Below are 18015 nucleotides of genomic sequence, written 5' to 3'. Positions count from 1 at the left end.
TCGCGCCCGCGTCGCGGTTCAGAACCCCTGATGGGTTTTCAGGAACTCGGTCTCGTCCGGTGTCGATTCGCGCGCCAGGACCGCGTTGCGATGCGGAAAGCGGCCGAAGCGGGCGATGATTTCGCGATGTTGGCGGGCGAACCGCAAAGAGCTTTCGTCGCCCAGAGCCTCGTAAAGCCTGACCGCGCGATCCTGATCCTGCAGATCCTCGCTGTGCATGAAGGGCAGGTAAAAGAACTGCCGCGCGGTCGCCTCCACCTGCTGATCGAAACCATGATCCAGCGCGGCGCCCGCATGCCGCAGCGCCAGATCGTTGCTTTCAAAGCTGCGCCCCGATCCGCGGAACATGTTGCGCGGGAACTGGTCCAGCACGATGACAAGGGCCAGAGCCCCCTGCGGATCCCGCATCCAGTGGTCCAGCCGGCCGCCATGCGCCGCCTCGTAGGTTTCGCCGAAAAGCTGGATGATCCGGCGGTCGATCTGGTCCGACTTCTTGAACCAGTGGCTGCGCATCTGGTCCGAGAACCAGAAATCGTGGATATCCTGAGCGGTCTTGATCGCCATCGCCGGGCCCTTCCGTCGCATATTTCGCCTTGCTCAGCCTCGGTCCTGCGCTGCCGGGTTGCAAGCGTCAGACGACGCGAAAGCGCGTACCCCAGGGATCGGTCATCACCGCGCCCGAACGCGCCGGATCGGCCAGCACCACCTCGGCCAGTCCGGCCATCGCCGGATCGCGGTGGCCGGCGGCGCGGCTGTTCCAGACATTGCAGGCCAGATGATGGTGATAGCCGTCCCAGCCATACCAGGCCCCGCCCGGAGCCTCGAATGTCCGGTTCAGCCCCAGATCGCCCCGCATGAAATCCTCTGCCGGCGGCAGTTCGCCCACCTGCAAATGGACATGGCCGACAAGGCTGTCTTCGGGCGCCCCCCGCCACGGCCCGTCCGCCACGCCGGCCAGATCGTCCAGATCCAGCCGGCGGGTGAACATCCCGATCCGGTCGCCGTCGCGATTCCATTGGTCCGCGGGACGATCGCGATAGATTTCGATGCCGTTGCCCTCGGGGTCATCCAGATACAGCGCCTCGCTGACGCCATGATCGCTGGCCCCGCTCAACCGTGTTCCGGTGCTTTCCGCGTGACGCAACCAGCGCGCCAGATCGGCGCGGCCGGGCAGCAGGAAGGCGGTATGAAACAGCCCCGCATGGCGCGGATCGCGCGGTTTCGCGGCCGGATCGGCGCGCAGTTCCAGCAGCAGCCGCCCGCCCGCGCCCAGCCGGCGGGTTTCGCCGTCGCCGCCCAGCGGCGCAAGGCCGATGACCGCCTGGTAAAAATCCGCCATGCCGGGCAGGTCGCGCACGGTCAGCGCGACATGATCGATTCCGCGTTTCGTCATCCGGAGCTCCTTTCGCCGGGGCCGGCGCGGGCCCGCGCCAGATCCTCGGGTGTGTTGATGTTGAAGAAGGGATCGATCGCGGCCGTTTTCCAGACCGCGCGTCCGGCATCGTGACGCGCAGCGAAATCGCGCAGCCGCCGTTGTCCCGCCTTCAGGAACCGGCGCAGGGGATCGCGCAGCGCGACGGGCCAGAGGCCGAAGGTCGGATGATCGGCCAGCGCGCCCGAGGCATCTTGCGTGGCGGCGATGACCGGCCCGGCATCCGTCCGCGCGCGCGCCAGGCGCGTGGCCAGATCCGCGGGAAAGAAGGGGGTGTCGGCGGCGACGCTGACCACGCTGGCCGCCCCGACGGCCGCCGCCCATTCCATCCCCGCCAGGATCCCCGCCAGCGGACCGGGAAATCCGGGCAGGTCATCGGCCAGAACCGGCAGGCCGAACGCGGCGAATCGCGCCGGATCGCCATTGGCGTTCAGCGCCAGCGGACCGCATTGCCGCGACAGCCGCACGATGACATGGGCCAGCATCGGCCGACCGCCCAGATCCAGCAGCGGCTTGTCGCCGCCGCCCATCCGGGTGGCGCGGCCTCCGGCCAGGATGATCGCGGGAAAACGCTCCATCGCGTAAGCCTGCCCGCAGCCATGAGCCGCTGCAAGACCCCGCCGATGCGCGCGCCGCATTACTTGACAAATTTAGTCGAAAACCCTAGCGCGACTTGAAAGGCCAGTGTTCCGCTTGCCCCGCGCAGGTTTTCCGCCAATCCTGCCCCGAACCGGAGTTGAGTCATGTCCGATCTAGGATCGAGCCTTGCCGCGCTGCCGCCGATCGGCCTGATCCGCGATGGCGGCTGGACGATGTGGCTGATCGCGGCGCTGTCGGTCGCCACGCTGGCGGTGATCCTGTGGAAGCTGTGGGCGCTGTGGCGTCTGGGCGTCTGGGGCGGCCGCCATTCGCGCCGGGCGCTGGAATTGTGGATGCAGGGCCGCCATGCCGAGGCTTTGGCCGCGGTGAGGAACCGCCCCTCGGCGCGCGCGCGCGTGGCGCAGGCGGCGATAGGCACCTCGCTGGATCCGGCCATCGGCGAAAAGGCCGCGCGCGAAGAAACCACCCGCATTGCCCGCCAGACCCTGTATCGCGCGCGCGAGGGATTGCGGGCGCTGGAACTGATCGCGACCATCGCGCCGCTTCTGGGTCTGCTGGGCACGGTGCTGGGCATGATCGCGGCCTTCCAGGTGCTGCAAAGCTCGGGCAACCGGGCCGATCCCGCGGATCTGGCGGGCGGCATCTGGGAGGCGCTGCTGACCACCGCCGCCGGCATGGCCGTGGCGATTCCGGCTGGCGTGGCGTTGAGCTGGTTCGAATCGGTGGCCGACCGGTTGCAGGCCGATCTCGAGGATCTGGCGACGCGGATCTTCGTGCGTAGGCCGGCACCCGGCCGCCCCGCCGCCCGGCTGTTCGAGGCGGCGGAATGACCGGCGGCTTCGATTTCGGGCCGCGCCGGCATCCACGGCGCATGTCGCTGACGCCGATGATCGACGTCGTTTTCCTGCTGCTAATCTTCTTCATGCTATCGTCGCGTTTCGGCATGGATACGGTCCTGCCCATCGCCGGCGGGGCCGGCGGCGGCGAAAGCGCATGGCAGGGCGCGCCGCGGCTGGTCAGGATCGGCGCCGATGATCTGGCGTTGAACGGCGTAGCGGTCGCAGCCGCCGATCTTGCCGCGGCGCTGGCGCCGCTGATGCCCCAGGATGGCGGCGCGGTGATCCTGCGGCCGGCGCCGGGCGCCGATCTTCAGCGTGTCGTGTCGGTCATGGACCTGCTGCGCGACGCGGGATTTGACGACCTGATCCTTGTGGAATAGGCCCGTGCGCATCGACATGCCCCCCCGCAGGCGCCGCGGCGAATCGATCATCCCGATGATCAATGTCGTCTTCCTGCTGCTGATCTTCTTCCTGCTCACCGCGCAGATCGCGCCGGCGCCGCCATTCGATGTGACACCGCCCGACAGCCGATCGGACATCCCCGCGCAGGCCCGGGGCGTTCTCTATGTCTCGGCCGGGGGCGAACTGGCCTATGATGCGGCGCGCGGCGAGGCGGTCTGGCCGCTGATCGCGGCGCGGACCGATGACGGTCCGCTTGAAATCCGCGCCGACGAGGCGGTGGAGGGGGTCCGGATCGCACGCCTGCTGAAACGCCTTCGCACCGCTTCTGATGCGGACCTGCGGCTCGTGGTCGGCGGGGGCTGACGCTGGTGCGCAGATTTCTCGAGATGGCCGGATTCATCACCATTGCAGCCGCGCTGCACGTCTCGGCGGGCGCGATGCTGCTGCCGCGCGACGCCGCGCGGGGCGAGGCGCGGGACGCGGCGGCGCCTGCGCGATTGTCGGCGGGCGGTCCCGCGATCCGGCAGATGGTGTCGCAATGGTCGGCCCCGCCCGAGGTTCAGACGAAGCCCGTCCCCGACACCGTCCAGCCAGCCGCGCCAGAGGAGGCGCCGATTCGTCCGCGGGCCGCCGGACCGCCGCTGGTGGCGGACGCGATGCCGCAATCTGCGACGACACCCCCGCCCGAGCTCCGCCCGAACCTGCCCCCGCCGCCTGTGGAACCGGCGGCGCAGATCGACAGCACGGCGCTGCCCGACCTTCGACCCTTGCAGCCGCCCGCTATCGAGGCCGCGTCGGCCTTGACGCTGACCGCCTCGGATCGCCCGGCCGCCCGTCCCGGCCCGACGCCACAGCCGGAACCGCGGCGGCAGGTGCAGCCCGAGCCGCGCGATCCGCAACGGCAGGCCGTGCCGGCAAAGGCGGGTCAGGGCGGGCAGATGCAGGCCAGCCCTGAGGCTACCGGCGGCGGCGGCGGTATCAGCCCGCAGCAACTGGCCCGGATCGAGGCAAGCTGGCGGCAGCAGATCGGCGCCTGCATGGCGCGCAGCGTCTCTCGCGTGTCGGGCGGGCGCGGGGCACGAATGGCGGTGAATTTCGTCGTCGGCCGGAACGGGCGCGTGCAAGGCGCGTCGCTCAACGGCTCCTCGGGCGACGCGCGCGTTGATCAGCAGGTTCTGCGCGCGGTCCGCAGGGCGCGCTGCCCCGCCGCCCCGCCCAGCCTGGCGCAGCGGCAATTGTCGTTCCAGCAGCCCTTCGCGATTCGCTGATCGCGATCCGGCGAAGCGGCAGGGCCGACAGGCGCCCGGCCCGCGGGGCGGACAAACCTCGGTGGAGGGGGACCATTCATCCTTCGGGCGCGGGCGCTTCGGCATCGCCGGAGGCTGCGCCGCCGCCGCCCGCCTCGCCCTTGGCCGGGGCGGGCTGGGCGTCGATCAGGCGGTTGTCCTCCCATTCGCCGGCGGCAACCTGCCCGCTGGCATAGCGCATCACGCCCTGGCCCTGCCGCTTGCCGGCCGCGAAATGGCCCTCGTAGCGATCCCCATTGGCATAGGTCGCAACGCCCTGACCGTCGATCTCGCCCGCCTTCCAGCCGCCTTCATAGACGAAGCCGTCCGGCGTGGTCAGCTTGCCCTGACCCTCGCGCAGGCCAGCCACGAAGGCACCGGTATAGACCGTTCCATCGGCATAGGTCGCCTGACCCTCGCCATGGCGCTGGCCGTCCTTCCAGGCGCCGTTATAGACATAGCCGTCGGGATAGGACATGCGCCCCTGCCCGTCATTGCGCGCGTTCCTGAAATTGCCTTCATAGACCATGCCGTTGGCATAGCGGGCCTTGCCCTCACCCTCGATCACCCCCTCGGCCCACTGCCCTTCATAGGTCGAGCCGTCGGGATAGGTGATCTTGCCGGACCCGTCCGGCCGGTCGTTCTTCATCTGGCCGACATAGACCGAACCGTCGGGATAGGTGATCTGGCCCTGCCCCTCCATCCGGCCCTCGACCCAGTCGCCGCTGTAGACATAGCCATCGGTGCCGGTGAAGGTGCCCTTGCCGTGACGGCGGTCGGCCTTGAAGCTGCCGTCATAGACATCGCCATTGGCATAGGTCGCAACGCCCTGGCCCTCGCGCTGGCCGCGCTGCATCTGCCCCTCGTATCGGTCGCCCGAGGCCTGGACCAGCACCCCCGTTCCCGACATTTGCCCGGCCGCCCAGATGCCGTCATAGACCATGCCGTCGGCCATGGTCAGCTTGCCCTTGCCGGCCCGCTGTCCGGCCAGCATCCCGCCTTCGTAGACCGCGCCGTCGGGATAGGTGATCCGGCCCTGCCCCTCCTTGACGCCGGCATTCCACTGGCCCTCGTATTTGTAGCCGTTGGGTTGGGTCAGCGTGCCCTTGCCCTGATGCAGTCCCTTGACGAACTGGCCCGTGTAGACGCTGCCATTGGCGTAGCGCGCCACCCCCTCGCCGGTGATCTCGCCGGCGATCCAGTCACCCTCATAGGTGCCGCCATCGGGATAGGTGATCTTGCCGCGCCCCTCGGGCTTGCCCTTGACGAACTGGCCGACATAGACCGATCCGTTGGGAAAGGTGGCCTTGCCCTGCCCCCGGATCTCGCCCTCGACCCAGTCGCCCTCGTAGACATAGCCGTTGGGCAGCGTATAGGTGCCCTGCCCGTGCTGACGGCCGTTGCGGAACGTGCCTTCGTAGACACCGCCATCATCGTATTGCTTGGTGACGACCTGCGCATCCGCGCCGCTTGCGCCCGCCATCAGCGCCAAAGCCAATGCACCCGCCGTCGCCGCTGCCGCTGCCCGTTTCATCGCCACGCCCTTCGTCTTTTGCCAAAGGTCTAACCCATGGCCGCGCCGCGCGCAAAGCCCGACTTTCCCTTTCCGGCGCCATCCCCTATCACGGGCGCGAGAGAAGCCCGGGGCCACGCCATGACCGACCGTTTCCGCCTGACCATCGGCCAGTTGAACGCCACCGTGGGCGATCTGCCCGGCAATGCCGCCAAGGCACGCGACGCATGGCAGGCCGCGCGCGAGGCCGGCGCCGACATGCTGGCCCTGCCCGAGATGTTCATCACCGGCTACCAGACCCAGGATCTGGTGCTCAAACCCGCCTTCACCGAAGACGCCATGGCCCGGATCATGCGGCTGGGCGCGGATTGTGCGGATGGTCCCGCCCTGGCCATCGGCGGTCCGTGGCGCGACGGCGACGGTCTCTATAATGCCTGGTTCGTCTTCAGGCAGGGCAAGCTGGTCGCCCGCGTGCTGAAACACCACCTGCCCTACAAGCAGCTTTTCGACGAATTGCGCCTGTTCGACAGCGGCCCGATCAGCGGCCCCTATCCGGTCGGACCCGCCCGCATCGGATCGCCGATCTGCGAGGACGGCTGGTATCCCGACGTGACCGAGACGCTGGCCGAGACCGGGGCCGAGATCCTGATCGTGCCGAATGGCAGCCCCTATCATCGTGACAAGCTGGATCTGCGCATGGGCCACATGGTCGGTCGCGTGATCGAAACCGGCCTGCCGCTGGTCTATGTCAACATGGTGGGCGGCCAGGACGACCAGATCTATGACGGCGCCAGCTTCGTGCTGAATCCCGGCGGCAGGAAGGCGGTCCAGTTGCCGCCCTTCACCGAGATGCTGGCCCATGTCGATTTCATCCGCACGGGCGAAGGCTGGCAGGCCCAGCCGGGCCTGATGGCGCCGCAACCCGATGCCTGGGAACAGGATTATCAGGCGATGATGCTGGGCCTGCGCGAATATCTGCGCAAATCCGGCTTTCGCAAGGTCGTGCTGGGCCTGTCGGGCGGCGTCGATTCGGCGCTGGTGGCCACCATCGCCGCCGACGCGATCGGGCCGGAAAACGTCCGCTGCGTGATGCTGCCATCGCAATACACCTCGCAGGCCAGCCTGGATGATGCCGCCGATTGTGCACGGCGTCTGGGCACGCGGCTCGATACCGTCCATATCGAAGGGGCCCGCGACGCGGTGACCGATGCGCTGGCCCATCTGATGGCCGGCACCGCGCCCGACACCACCGAGGAAAACATCCAGTCCCGCCTGCGGGGCGTGATGCTGATGGCGATCAGCAACAAGTTCAACGAGATGCTGCTGACCACGGGCAACAAGTCCGAGGTCGCGGTCGGCTACGCCACGATCTACGGTGACATGGCCGGCGGCTATAACCCGATCAAGGATCTCTACAAGACCCGCGTGTTCGAGACCTGCCGCTGGCGCAACGCCAATCACCGCGACTGGATGATGGGTCCGGAGGGCGAGGTGATTCCGCCGCAGATCATCGACAAGCCTCCCTCGGCGGAGCTGCGCCCCGACCAGAAGGATCAGGATTCGCTGCCGCCCTACGAGGTGCTGGACGCGATCCTCGAAGGGCTGGTCGAAAAGGATCTGGCCCTGAAGGATCTGGTCGCCCGGGGCTTTGACGCCGAAACCGTCAGGAAGGTGGAAACGCTGCTCTATGTCAGCGAATGGAAACGCTATCAGGCCGCGCCCGGCCCGCGTATCTCGACCAGGGCCTTCTGGCTGGACCGGCGCTATCCGCTGGTCAACCGCTGGCGCGACGAGGTGTAGACAAAAAAGGGGGCTCCGCCCCCGTCCCTTCGGGACTCCCCGGGGATATTTCACGACCAAGGCAAAATGGAAAACGCCTCATCCGCGCGGGATGAGGCGCCTGCTTCGGGGGCGGTCATCGGCATCCCCGCCCGAACCGCAAGACAATTCATATGCTGCCAGGGTCGGGGAAAGGCGAACCGCCTGCTTTGAACGGCGAATAACCCGCCGGGGTGCAAAACGCCGGCCGCGCCATCAGATGCAACGGCCGCCATCCACCTCCATCGCGACGCCGGTGATCATCGAGGCCTCGTCCGAGGCCAGGAAACAGGCGGCGTTGCCCAGATCCTCGGGTGTCGAGAAGCGGCCCAGCGGGATCGTGGACAGGAATTTAGCCCGCATCTCGGGCGTGTCCTCGCCCATGAAACTTTTCAGCAGCGGCGTTTCGCCCGCGACCGGGTTCAGCGCGTTCACCCGGATGCCGAAAGGGGCCAGTTCCACCGCCATGGCGCGGGTTGCGGTGATCAGCCAGCCTTTCGAGGCATTGTACCAGTTCAGTTTCGGCCGCGGCGAAACCCCCGCGGTCGAGGCCACGTTCACGATGGCGCCCCGCCCGGCCTGCTTCATCAGCGGCACGATCTTGCGCGCGATCAGATAGATCGACTTGCAGTTGATCGCCAGAACCCGGTCGAAATCGGCTTCGGAAACCTCTTCCATCGGGGTAGGCAGATGGGTGACGCCGGCATTGTTCACCATCACGTCGATCCGTCCATAGGCGTCGATGACCTCGGCCACCATCGCCCCGACGCTGCCCGCATCCGCCACATCGGCCCGGATCGCCCGGCCGCCGATCCGGGCCGCGATCTCGCGGGCGGCAGCCTCGTTGATGTCGGCCACCACGACCTGCGCGCCCTCGGCCGCGAATTTCCGCGCGATCCCCGCCCCGAAGCCCGAGCCGCCGCCGGTGACGATGGCCACCTTGTCCTGAAGTCTCATCTTCTTTCCCCTCTTTCCCCGTCTTTCAGGGCACCTCGATCTTGCCCATCAGCGGCACGTCATCCCGCTGACTGACGCTGTGCCGTTCGATCATGCGGTGCACGACGGGATCGCCCTCGCCCCGGTGCAGCGCGCGCAGCGCGACCGTGACCTCGGCATCGGTCTTGGTGCGGCGCAGGTTGTGGCGGACATATTCGTCCCAGGTGGCGATGTGATAGCTTTCCGACCACAGGTCAGGATGTTCCAGATCGCGCAGAAGGGCCCAGTTCCGGGCTCCGTCGCGCCGGCGGATGTTGCGCCGCTGGCGCATGAGGCGCAGGAACTCGGCCACGTCGTCCTGCGCGATGCGGTAATCGACCATGATCATGATCGGCCCCGATCGCCCACGCAAATCCAGCCGCAGGGCCGGTTCGCGAAAGCGGTTCACCGGGTCCAGATCGGCGGTGCCGAATTCGGGGGCCTTGAACCAGACGCCGATGAGGGCGCCGAACAGCAGCACGAAGCCGGCAAGGGTCAGCGCCGTGCCGGTCCCCTCGGCCCCGGCGACGCTGCCCCAGACCCAGGATCCGGCCGCCATGCCGCCGAAGGTCAGGGTCTGATACAGCGCCAGCGCGCGCGCCACGACCCAGCGGGGCGTGGACAATTGCACCGTCACGTTGAACAGCGACAGCGCCAGCACCCAGGACGCGCCCGCAGGCAGCATGGCCAGCGCGTGCAGCCAGAGCGAACCGGTCTGCCCCAGCACGATGGCCGAACCGGCGAAGCCTGCGAAGGCCAGACGCACGATCATCTCGTTGTCGTGGCGCGCGCGGATGCGCGGGCTCAGCACCGCGCCGGCGATCGCGCCCAGCCCATAGCAACCCAGAAGGAAGCCGAACAGCAGCGAGCCGCCCTGGGGCTGGCTCTTGGCGACCAGCGGCAGCAGCGCCAGCACCGAGACGGCGGCAAAGCCGAACAGGGCGCCGCGCAGGATCACCCGCATCAGGTTGGGCGACAGCGCGACATAGCGCAGGCCCGCCGCGACGGCGGGGCCGAAGGCTTCGGGCGGGGCGTTGCGCGGGGCGATGCCGGGCTTCCAGCGGCTCAGCGCCGCCAGCAGCGGAACATAGCTCAGCGCATTGACGGCAAAGGCGGCGGCGGCACCGAAGGCGGCCACGATGATCCCGCCCGCGGCCGGGCCGACGCTGCGCATCATGTTGAAGCCAACCGAATTCAGCGTCACCGCCGAGGGCAGGTCGGCGCGCGGCACCAGATCGCCCATGCTGGCCTGCCAGGGCGGATTGTAAAGAGCCTGCCCCGCCCCGATCAGGAAGGTAAAGGCCAACAGCATCCACGGCGTCAGCCAGCCCTGCCAGGCAACGATGGCCAGGATCACCGACACGCCCGCCATCAGGCATTGCGCCGCGACCAGCAGCGTCTTGCGGTCGAAGATGTCGGCCAGCGCGCCCGAGGCGATGGCAAGCAGCATGATCGGCATCGTGTTGGAGGCCTGGACCAGTGCGATCAGCGTCGCGCTGTCGGTCAGTTGCGTCATCAGCCAGGCCGCGCCGACCGCCTGGACCAGCCCGCCGAAATTGGACACCAGGGTCGCGCTCCAGAGCATGCGGAAGTCGCGATGGCGGAACGGCGCGAGGGCCGAGGGGCGGGGCGCGGTGGGCTCGGACAAGACTTTGCCTGTATCGGGTTTGCCCGCAGCCTAGTCAGACCGGCCCGGAACGGCAATGCGGTCCGAAGCGGATCGCAGGCTGCGACGCGATCCGGCCTTTCGCCGATCTGCGCCGGGCTCGGGAAATCGGAGACGGAAGGACGTGGCCCCAAGCGAAAGCCCCCGGCGCCAAGAGGGGCCGGGGGAATCGAGACATCGGTGAGGTTGCCGCCCCCGCGGGGTCAGGCCCGGTTCACCAGCCGGATGATCAGCAACAGAATGACCGCGCCGATGGTGGCGTAGATGATCGAGCCGATGATCGAGCCTTCGGCACCGATGGCCAGCCCCATCGCAGGAAACAGGAAGGCCGCGATGACCGCGCCGACAATGCCCACCACAATGTTCATCAGCACGCCCTGGCCGTGCCCCTTCACCATGAGACCGGCCAGCCACCCGGCGATGGCCCCGACGATCAATGCAACGATAAGACCCATTGGACTCTGCCTTTCTGAAAGTTCGCGTTCATATTCTCGCACTTGCGTGAAACCAAACGCACGCTGATTTGTTCCCTTTTCGTAAAAACTTGATCGAGATGACGCCCATTGGCAACAAGACCGGCCGAATCGGCTTGATCGGAATGTGCATGGGTTGACGCTGTTCGCATGGGGCGGGCTGATGACCTCATGCAGGAATCACGGCCGGTTCTGCCGCCGGCGGTGACATCCGGAACGAACTCTTGCTGCCTGCGGCCGCGCCTCTGCCGGCGATGGTCCGCGACAAATGAAGGATTGAACGCATGCTGCGCCTCGTTTCCCTTGCTTCGGCGATTGCCCTTGGGCTTGCCGCCTGCGCGCCCACGACCCAGACGACATCCGCCTCGCTGCTGGCCGGTCCGCCGGTTCCGGCGGTCTATCAGGCCCGCACCGATACCGGGCCGCAGGGCGAGCCGGTCAATATCCCGGCCGTTCGCGCCGCCTATCTGACCGAACGCAACCAGCGTCAGCAGGTCGCCTATAACGGTCCGGAAGACCCCGGCACGATCATCGTCGATCCCTATGCGCGGGTTCTCTATTATGTCACCGCGCCCGGCGTGGCGATGCGCTATGGCGTCGCGGTCGGCCGCGCCGGCAAGGGCTATAGCGGCACGGCGACGATCCGGCGCAAGCAGGAATGGCCCGACTGGCGCCCGACCGACAACATGATCCGCACCGAACCCGAGCTTTACAGCCAGTTCGCCGGCGGATTGTCGGGCGGGCTGGACAACCCGCTGGGATCGCGCGCGCTGTATCTCTACGAGGGCGGCCGCGACACCTATTACCGCATCCACGGCACGATGGATCCGTCCTCGATCGGCAAGGCCACCTCGGCCGGCTGCATCCGCATGTTCAACCAGGATGTCATGGATCTGTTCAACCAGGTCGAACTTGGCACCAAGGTGAAGGTGCGCAGCCAGGCCGAGAGCCTGCGCATCGAAGGCCCGATGCGCGAAACGCCCGAGGGTTACGTCCAGCCCGAGGGTGGTGGCATGGCGGCGGCCGATGCCGGCGTTCCCGGCGCCACGGCGGGCGGGGCGCCGACGACCACCGTCATCACCGCCAGCGGCGTTGCGCCGGTCGACAGCATGGGCTTCGCATACTGAGGCGGCCGCGCGACGCGACGTCTTGCAAGGCCCCGGCACCGCGCCGGGGTCTTTGCCGTTGCAAAGGGACGCGAATTTTCGCACCCTCCGAAGCGGATTGCGCCGGATCCAGGGGATTGCGATGCCGAATTACACCAAGCTGGAAAAGGAAATCCTGACGCCGGGTCAGGTCGCGCTGGTCGCGGCCAGCCGCGCCCCGGCGATCGGCGCGCTGAAGGATGCGGCGCTGTACCGCGCGATAGCCGAGATCGAGGCCGAGATGACCGGGGCCAGCGGCCCGGTCACCGAGGGCCGGCCCGGTGCGGCCGATCTTCTGGCCACGGCCCTGCGTCGGCTTCACCTCGAGCGGCGCAAGCGCAAGCTGCCCCTGGCGCCCGCTACCAAGGCCGCAGGGCAGCAGCCCGCCGGGGACAAGCCGTCGCGCGCTGTGGCATCGTCGGCCGCGCGCCGCGCCCCCGCGTCGAGCACGCGCAAACCGGCAGGGCGAGCCAAGGCCGAGACCCGCAAGACCGACCTGCGCACAGGCTCGCGCCGCGTGGCGAAGGCCAAGGCGCCCGCGACCCAGCCCGCATCTGCACCGGCACCGGCACCCGCCGCCCAGCCCGCGGCCCCGGCCGAACCGCCCGCCCCGACGGTCGCGCCCGACGCCTCGACGGCGGCCGCAAACGAAGCGAAGTCACTGCGCAAGGCCGCGCGCAAGGCTGCGCGCAAGGCCGAACGCAAGGCCGCGCGGCTGGCCCAGATGGAGGCCGAGAAAAAGGCCCGCACCGCAGAACGCAAGGCCGCCCGGCAGGCCGAAAGGGATGCGAAGAAAGCCGAAAAGCAGGCCGCGCGTGACGCCAGAAAGGCCGCCCGCAAGGCCGAACGCGCCGCCGACAAGGCCAAGATCGAGATCGCCGAGGCGGCGGTCGAACTGAAGAAGACCCGCAAGAAGGCGAAGAAGGGCTGAGTCCGGGCCGCAAGGCAGGCTCCTTTCGGAAAGAGAGATTGTCGTGACGCGCATCCTTGCGATCCTGGCGATCCTGCTTCTTCCAACCGCCCCGGTCGCCGCCCGGCCCGCCGTCGATGCCGTCCACGGCCGCCCCCCGGCCCGGCAAAGCGACGAGATCCGCTGCACCGATGACGGCCGCGATTGCGTGCGGCGGTCCCGCTATGTGGCGGATGTCTGCAAGCTGGTGGAACGCAATGCCGCGCAGCGCGGGCTGGATCCGAATTTCCTGGCCCGCCTGTTGTGGAAGGAAAGCCGGTTCGAGCCGGGCGCGATCAGTCCGGTCGGCGCGATGGGGATCGCGCAATTCATGCCTGAAACCGCCCGGCTTTACGATCTGGACGATCCGTTCAACCCGGCCCAGGCGATCTTCAAGGCGGCGTGGTATCTTCGCTATCTTACGGACATGACGGGCAATATCGGGCTGGCCGCGATTGCCTATAACGGCGGCGAGGCACGGGCGGCGCGGTTCATTGCCAGCGAAACCGTGCTGCCCTACGAGACGCAGGACTATGTCGAGGCGATCACCGGATTCAACGCATGGCGCTGGCGCGACAATCCGCCCGAGACGGCGGACCTGAAGCTGGCTCTGGATCCCGACCGGCCGTTCCGGCCGGCCTGCGAATCGCTGGCCGGCAATCGCGGCCTGCGCGAATTCGTCGTCGAGCCGCGCGTCTTTCCCTGGGGCGTGATCGTCGCCAGCCATCGCAGCCGCGCGGTCGCGCAGGGACAGGTGGCGCGGCTGAACCGGACGCTGCGCCCGCTTCTGGATGGCAGGCGCGTGGGCTATGTCAGAAAGCGCCTGAGCGGAATCGCGCAGCCCGTCTATACCGCCCAGATCGGCTATGAAAGCCGGGGCGAGGCCTATGCCTTCTGCATCAGGCTGAAACGGCTGGGCGGCAACTGCATCGTGCTGAAGAACTGAACCGCGGCGCGCGGCCTACAGAAAGCTTTGCGGGTCGATATCCACCGCCAGCCGCAGGTTGGTCGGCAGCTTGTGCGGCGCCAGCCAGTCGGCGATGGCCGCTTGCAGCGGCGCCTGACGCGGGGCGTGGATCAGCATCCGCATCCGGTGACGCCCCCGGATGCGGGCGATGGGCGCGGGCGCCGGACCCCACAATTCGGCGCCGGCGTGATCCAGAGGTCCGGCATGGGCGGCAAGGTGGCGGGCGAAATCGCTGACCACGCCAAGGTCGGGATGCGACAGGATCACGCCCGCCAGCCGGCCGAAGGGCGGCATCCCGGCGGCCTGGCGGCCGGCGGCCTCGGCGTCCCAGAAAGCCTCGTCATGGCCCGACAGGATGGCGCGGATCACCGCGTGGCCGGGCTGGTGGGTCTGCAGCAGCGCAAGGCCCGGCGCGGCACCCGACTGGCGACCGGCCCGGCCCGCGACTTGCCGCATCAGCTGGAAGGACCGCTCGGCCGCGCGCAGATCGGCGCCTTGCAGGCCCAGATCGGCGTCAATCACGCCGACCAGCGTCAGGCGGGGAAAGTTGTGGCCCTTGGCGACGATCTGGGTGCCGATGATGATCTGGGTATCGCCATCGGCGATCCGGGCGATGGTGTCCTTCAGCGCGCGGGCCGAATGGAACAGGTCGGATGACAGGATCGTCGCCCTGGCGTCGGGGAAGGTCGCGGCGACCTCTTCGGCGATGCGTTCGACGCCGGGGCCGATCGGGGCCAGCCTGCCCTCGGCCCCGCAGGCGGGGCAGGCGGTCGGGATGGGGCGCGTCTCGCCGCATTGATGACAGACAAGGCGGTTCTGGAAACGGTGTTCGACCATCCGCGCGTCGCATTGATGGCAGCCGATCTGTTCGCCGCAGGCGCGGCAGACGGTGACCGGGGCAAATCCGCGCCGGTTCAGGAACAGCAGCGATTGTTCGCCGCGGGCCAGCCGCGTCTTGACCGCCCCTTCCAGCGTGGGCGAGATCCAGCGTCCTGCCGGCATCTCCTCGGCGCGCAGGTCGATGGCGGCCATGTCGGGCAGTTCCGCCTCGCCATAGCGGCTTCGCAGGTCCAGCCGGGCATATTTGCCGCTGGCCGCGTTGACCCAGCTTTCCAGGCTGGGCGTGGCCGAGGCCAGAACCACATGCGCCCCCGCGATCGAGGCGCGCAGCACCGCCATGTCGCGGGCGCTGTAATAGACCACATCCTCCTGCTTGTAGCTGCTGTCATGTTCCTCGTCGACGACGATCAGGCCCAGATCGTGGAAGGGCAGGAACAGGGCCGAGCGGGCGCCGACCACCAGCCCGACCTCGCCCCGGCCCGCCATGTGCCACAACCGGCGGCGTTCGGTCCGGGTGATACCGCTGTGCCATTCGCCGGGCCGCGCCCCAAAACGCGCCTCGACCCGGTCCAGGAATTCCGCCGACAGCGCGATCTCGGGCAGCAGGACCAGCGCCTGACGACCGGCGCGCAGGCATTCCGCGACGGCTTCCAGATAGACCTCGGTCTTGCCCGATCCGGTGACCCCGCGCAGCAGGGTGGTGCCATAGCCACCCTTGCGGATGGCGGCGCGCAGGGTGTCGGCGGCGGCCTGCTGATCGGGGGCCAGCGGCTTGCCGGGCCGACCGGGATCGAGGCGCGGATAGGGGGTATCGCGAGGAGCCTGGATCTCGGCCAGCGTGCCTTGTGCCACCAGGCCCTTGACGACCGAGGTGCCGACACCGGCCAGTTGGGCCAGTTCGGACGGCGCGAAACCGGCGCCGCCGTGGCGGGCGATGACGTCCATGACGCGGCTTCTCGCCTCGGTCATGCGCGCGGGCGGATCGCCGGCGGGCACGATGAGCCGGCGCGCGGCGGGCGGCTGGTCCAGGTCGGGGGCGCGGGTCGCCATGCGCAGCATCAGCGGCGGCGGGGTCAGGGTGTAGTCGGCGGCGCGGCTGAGGAAGTCGAGGAACCCCGGCCGGAACGGTTCGGCATCGAGGATCCGGGCCACGGGGCGCAGCTTGGCCAGGTCGAAATCGCCCCTGCCCTCGCCCCAGACCAGGCCCAGAACGCGGCGCGGCCCCAGCGGCACCAGCACCAGCGCACCCTGCCGCACGCCGTCTTCGGGGGCGAGGTAGTCCAGCACGCCGACCGGCTCGCAGGTCAGGACCGCGATGCGGGATCGGGGGGCGAGGAAGGCGGCGGGGTCGGGCATCATGCGCGATAAAGACGTCGGGGAATGCAGGTTGCAAGGGGTTCTCGACCGTCCAGGGCTTGCGGTCGGCCCGCACTGTATCAGCCCCGCCCCGGCCGCGCCCATCCGCCCCATGGGACCGGCGCCCGGACGCCGCCATGCGCGTGACATCGCATGCAAGGCATGCCCGGATCATGCATGGCCTGACACGATCATGGCTGCGCCCGCCCGCGGACGGCCGCAGCCCTTCGCGCCATTCCCGGGCGCGGCCCGCCGCCCCTTTCCGGGCCACGGCTTTTGCGCTATCACCCGGCCCGTAGCCTATCAGAGGAGCCGGGCCATGAAATTCTTTGTCGATACCGCCGATGTGGATGCCATCAGGGAGTTGAATGAGTTGGGTGTGCTGGACGGCGTCACCACCAATCCCTCGCTGATCCTGAAGGCCGGCCGCAACATCGAAGAGGTCACCCGCGAGATTTGCGATATCGTGGACGGACCCGTCAGCGCCGAGGTCGTCGCCGAGAAGGCCGAGGACATGATCCGCGAGGGCAAGCACCTGGCCAAGATCGCCGACAACATCGCCGTCAAGGTGCCGCTGACCTGGGACGGGCTGAAGGCCTGCAAGGCGCTGTCCAGCGAAGGCCAGATGGTCAACGTCACCCTGTGCTTCAGCCCCGCCCAGGCGATCCTGGCGGCAAAGGCCGGGGCAACCTTCATCAGCCCGTTCATCGGGCGGCTGGACGACATTCACCTGGATGGCGTGGACCTGATCGCCGATATCCGCGAGATTTATGACAATTACGGCTACGAGACGCAGATCCTCGCCGCCTCGATCCGTTCGGTCAATCACATCATCGAGGTCGCCAAGATCGGCAGTGACGTGATTACCGCACCTCCGGCCGTTATCAAGGCGATGGCCAAGCACGTCTTGACCGACAAGGGGCTGGAGCAGTTCACTGCCGATTGGGAAAAGACCGGTCAGAAGATCGGCTGAAACAGCCGCGGCAAGGCGGCGGAAAGGGGCAGAATGAGCGTCGAATCGACCGCCGAGGCACAGCAGGATCCGGGTCTGGATCCGGAAACCCGAGACCGGTTGCTGGCCGATCCGGGAATCCTGCTGGCCGATCGCGACCTGATGCGGGCGCTGGTCGCCGCCCGCGAATCCGAGATCGGCGAGAACGTGATCGACATTCGCGGCCGTGCGATGGAGGCGCTGGAGACCCGGCTGGACCGGCTCGAGTCGCAGCACGAGAACGTCATCGCCGCCGCCTATGACAACCAGTCGGGCACGGCGGTCGTTCATCGCGCCGTGGTCGGGCTGATGGAATCGGCCGATCTGACCGAGCTGGTGGACAGTCTCCAGGCCGATATCGCGCCGCTGCTGCGGGTCGAAACCCTGCGGCTGGTGGTCGAGGAAGAACCCGAGATCGCGCATCTGCCCGAGGATGTGGTGATCGCCCCCGAAGGCGCGTTGGGCCGGATTGTCACTGCGGGAAGGCGGGTGCCGCGCGGCGACGACATCGTGCTGCGACCGGCCTCGCCCATCACCCGCCCGATCCATGGCCGCGACGTGGCGTCCGAGGCGCTGCTGCCGCTGGATCTGGGCGCGCGGCGGCCGCGGGCGATGCTGGTCATGGGCAGCGCCGATCCGGCGCGCTTCATGCCCGCGCAGGGCACCGACCTGCTGCGCTTTTTCGGGCAGGTGTTCCGGCTGATCCTGCTGGGCCGCCTGAAATCGTGACCGCGGCGCCCGGCCCGCTGGCCCTTGCCCCCGC

At 68.5% G+C, this 18015-nt stretch carries 18 protein-coding genes; 10 read left to right on the top strand and 8 right to left on the bottom strand.

Going from position 1 to position 18015, the window contains the following annotated elements; genetic code table 11:
* Positions 1-18: 18 nt before the first annotated feature.
* From AC13CR_RS14885 to mobA, 3 genes are all read right to left on the bottom strand, one after another.
* Entirely contained in the window at positions 19-564 is a 546-nt protein-coding gene (locus AC13CR_RS14885) for a DUF924 family protein (RefSeq protein WP_292956780.1), read from the bottom strand.
* A 67-nt stretch (positions 565-631) separates the two neighbouring features.
* Entirely contained in the window at positions 632-1393 is a 762-nt protein-coding gene (locus AC13CR_RS14880; protein ID WP_292978253.1) for a VOC family protein, read from the bottom strand.
* The gene (mobA, locus tag AC13CR_RS14875) at positions 1390-2010 is read right to left on the bottom strand and encodes a molybdenum cofactor guanylyltransferase MobA (protein ID WP_292956775.1); all 621 of its coding nucleotides are present in this window, start codon (positions 2008-2010) and stop codon (positions 1390-1392) included. Before mobA ends, AC13CR_RS14880 begins: the two co-directional genes overlap by 4 nt.
* A 165-nt stretch (positions 2011-2175) precedes the next feature.
* On the opposite strand from mobA, the gene AC13CR_RS14870 reads away from it, so the two are divergent.
* From AC13CR_RS14870 to AC13CR_RS14855, 4 genes are read left to right on the top strand one after another with little or no spacing between them, the layout of a single operon-like run.
* Positions 2176-2862, top strand: a complete 687-nt coding sequence (locus AC13CR_RS14870) for a MotA/TolQ/ExbB proton channel family protein (RefSeq protein WP_292956772.1) — start codon at positions 2176-2178, stop codon at positions 2860-2862.
* Entirely contained in the window at positions 2859-3251 is a 393-nt protein-coding gene (locus AC13CR_RS14865) for an ExbD/TolR family protein (RefSeq protein ID WP_292956769.1), read from the top strand. Before AC13CR_RS14870 ends, AC13CR_RS14865 begins: the two co-directional genes overlap by 4 nt.
* A 16-nt stretch (positions 3252-3267) precedes the next feature.
* On the top strand, positions 3268-3636 hold the full coding sequence (locus AC13CR_RS14860) for a biopolymer transporter ExbD (RefSeq protein ID WP_335661254.1): 369 nt from the start codon (positions 3268-3270) through the stop codon (positions 3634-3636).
* A 23-nt stretch (positions 3637-3659) separates the two neighbouring features.
* On the top strand, positions 3660-4541 hold the full coding sequence (locus AC13CR_RS14855) for an energy transducer TonB family protein (protein WP_292956763.1): 882 nt from the start codon (positions 3660-3662) through the stop codon (positions 4539-4541).
* A gap of 76 nt (positions 4542-4617) precedes the next feature.
* Here the strand turns inward: AC13CR_RS14855 and AC13CR_RS14850 are convergent, their stop codons facing one another.
* Positions 4618-6093 (bottom strand): MORN repeat-containing protein, encoded by a 1476-nt coding sequence (locus AC13CR_RS14850; protein ID WP_292956760.1) that lies wholly within the window; start codon positions 6091-6093, stop codon positions 4618-4620.
* A gap of 120 nt (positions 6094-6213) precedes the next feature.
* Here AC13CR_RS14850 and AC13CR_RS14845 point away from each other — a divergent pair, with 120 nt between their 5' ends.
* On the top strand, positions 6214-7872 hold the full coding sequence (locus AC13CR_RS14845) for an NAD+ synthase (RefSeq protein ID WP_292956757.1): 1659 nt from the start codon (positions 6214-6216) through the stop codon (positions 7870-7872).
* Between the two features lie 234 nt (positions 7873-8106).
* On the opposite strand, the gene AC13CR_RS14840 is transcribed toward AC13CR_RS14845, so the two are convergent.
* The 3 genes from AC13CR_RS14840 to AC13CR_RS14830 all read right to left on the bottom strand — a co-directional run bounded on the left by AC13CR_RS14840 (position 8107) and on the right by AC13CR_RS14830 (position 10986).
* Positions 8107-8847 carry a glucose 1-dehydrogenase gene (locus tag AC13CR_RS14840; protein WP_292956754.1) on the bottom strand — a complete coding sequence of 247 codons (741 nt, stop codon included), beginning with the start codon at positions 8845-8847 and terminating at the stop codon, positions 8107-8109.
* 25 nt (positions 8848-8872) lie between these two features.
* Positions 8873-10513 carry an MFS transporter gene (locus tag AC13CR_RS14835; protein WP_292956751.1) on the bottom strand — a complete coding sequence of 547 codons (1641 nt, stop codon included), beginning with the start codon at positions 10511-10513 and terminating at the stop codon, positions 8873-8875.
* Between the two features lie 221 nt (positions 10514-10734).
* Positions 10735-10986, bottom strand: a complete 252-nt coding sequence (locus tag AC13CR_RS14830) for a GlsB/YeaQ/YmgE family stress response membrane protein (protein WP_292956748.1) — start codon at positions 10984-10986, stop codon at positions 10735-10737.
* Between the two features lie 302 nt (positions 10987-11288).
* On the opposite strand from AC13CR_RS14830, the gene AC13CR_RS14825 reads away from it, so the two are divergent.
* From AC13CR_RS14825 to AC13CR_RS14815, 3 genes are all read left to right on the top strand, one after another.
* Positions 11289-12131, top strand: a complete 843-nt coding sequence (locus tag AC13CR_RS14825) for a L,D-transpeptidase (RefSeq protein WP_414692170.1) — start codon at positions 11289-11291, stop codon at positions 12129-12131.
* Positions 12132-12252: 121 nt separating this feature from the next.
* Positions 12253-13080 carry a hypothetical protein gene (locus AC13CR_RS14820; RefSeq protein ID WP_292956745.1) on the top strand — a complete coding sequence of 276 codons (828 nt, stop codon included), beginning with the start codon at positions 12253-12255 and terminating at the stop codon, positions 13078-13080.
* 43 nt (positions 13081-13123) lie between these two features.
* Positions 13124-14044, top strand: a complete 921-nt coding sequence (locus AC13CR_RS14815; RefSeq protein WP_292978698.1) for a lytic transglycosylase domain-containing protein — start codon at positions 13124-13126, stop codon at positions 14042-14044.
* Positions 14045-14059: 15 nt separating this feature from the next.
* Here the strand turns inward: AC13CR_RS14815 and AC13CR_RS14810 are convergent, their stop codons facing one another.
* Positions 14060-16261, bottom strand: a complete 2202-nt coding sequence (locus AC13CR_RS14810) for a primosomal protein N' (protein WP_414692500.1) — start codon at positions 16259-16261, stop codon at positions 14060-14062.
* Between the two features lie 319 nt (positions 16262-16580).
* On the opposite strand from AC13CR_RS14810, the gene fsa reads away from it, so the two are divergent.
* Both fsa and AC13CR_RS14800 read left to right on the top strand, forming a co-directional pair.
* Complete coding sequence (fsa, locus tag AC13CR_RS14805; protein ID WP_292956736.1) at positions 16581-17234, top strand: fructose-6-phosphate aldolase; 654 nt, start codon at positions 16581-16583, stop codon at positions 17232-17234.
* Between the two features lie 33 nt (positions 17235-17267).
* Complete coding sequence (locus AC13CR_RS14800) at positions 17268-17981, top strand: DUF484 family protein (RefSeq protein ID WP_292956733.1); 714 nt, start codon at positions 17268-17270, stop codon at positions 17979-17981.
* Positions 17982-18015: the final 34 nt, after the last annotated feature.

It is taken from the genome of Paracoccus sp. L-17 (genome assembly GCF_056857655.1).
This window is presented reverse-complemented; position numbering and strand designations above follow the sequence as displayed.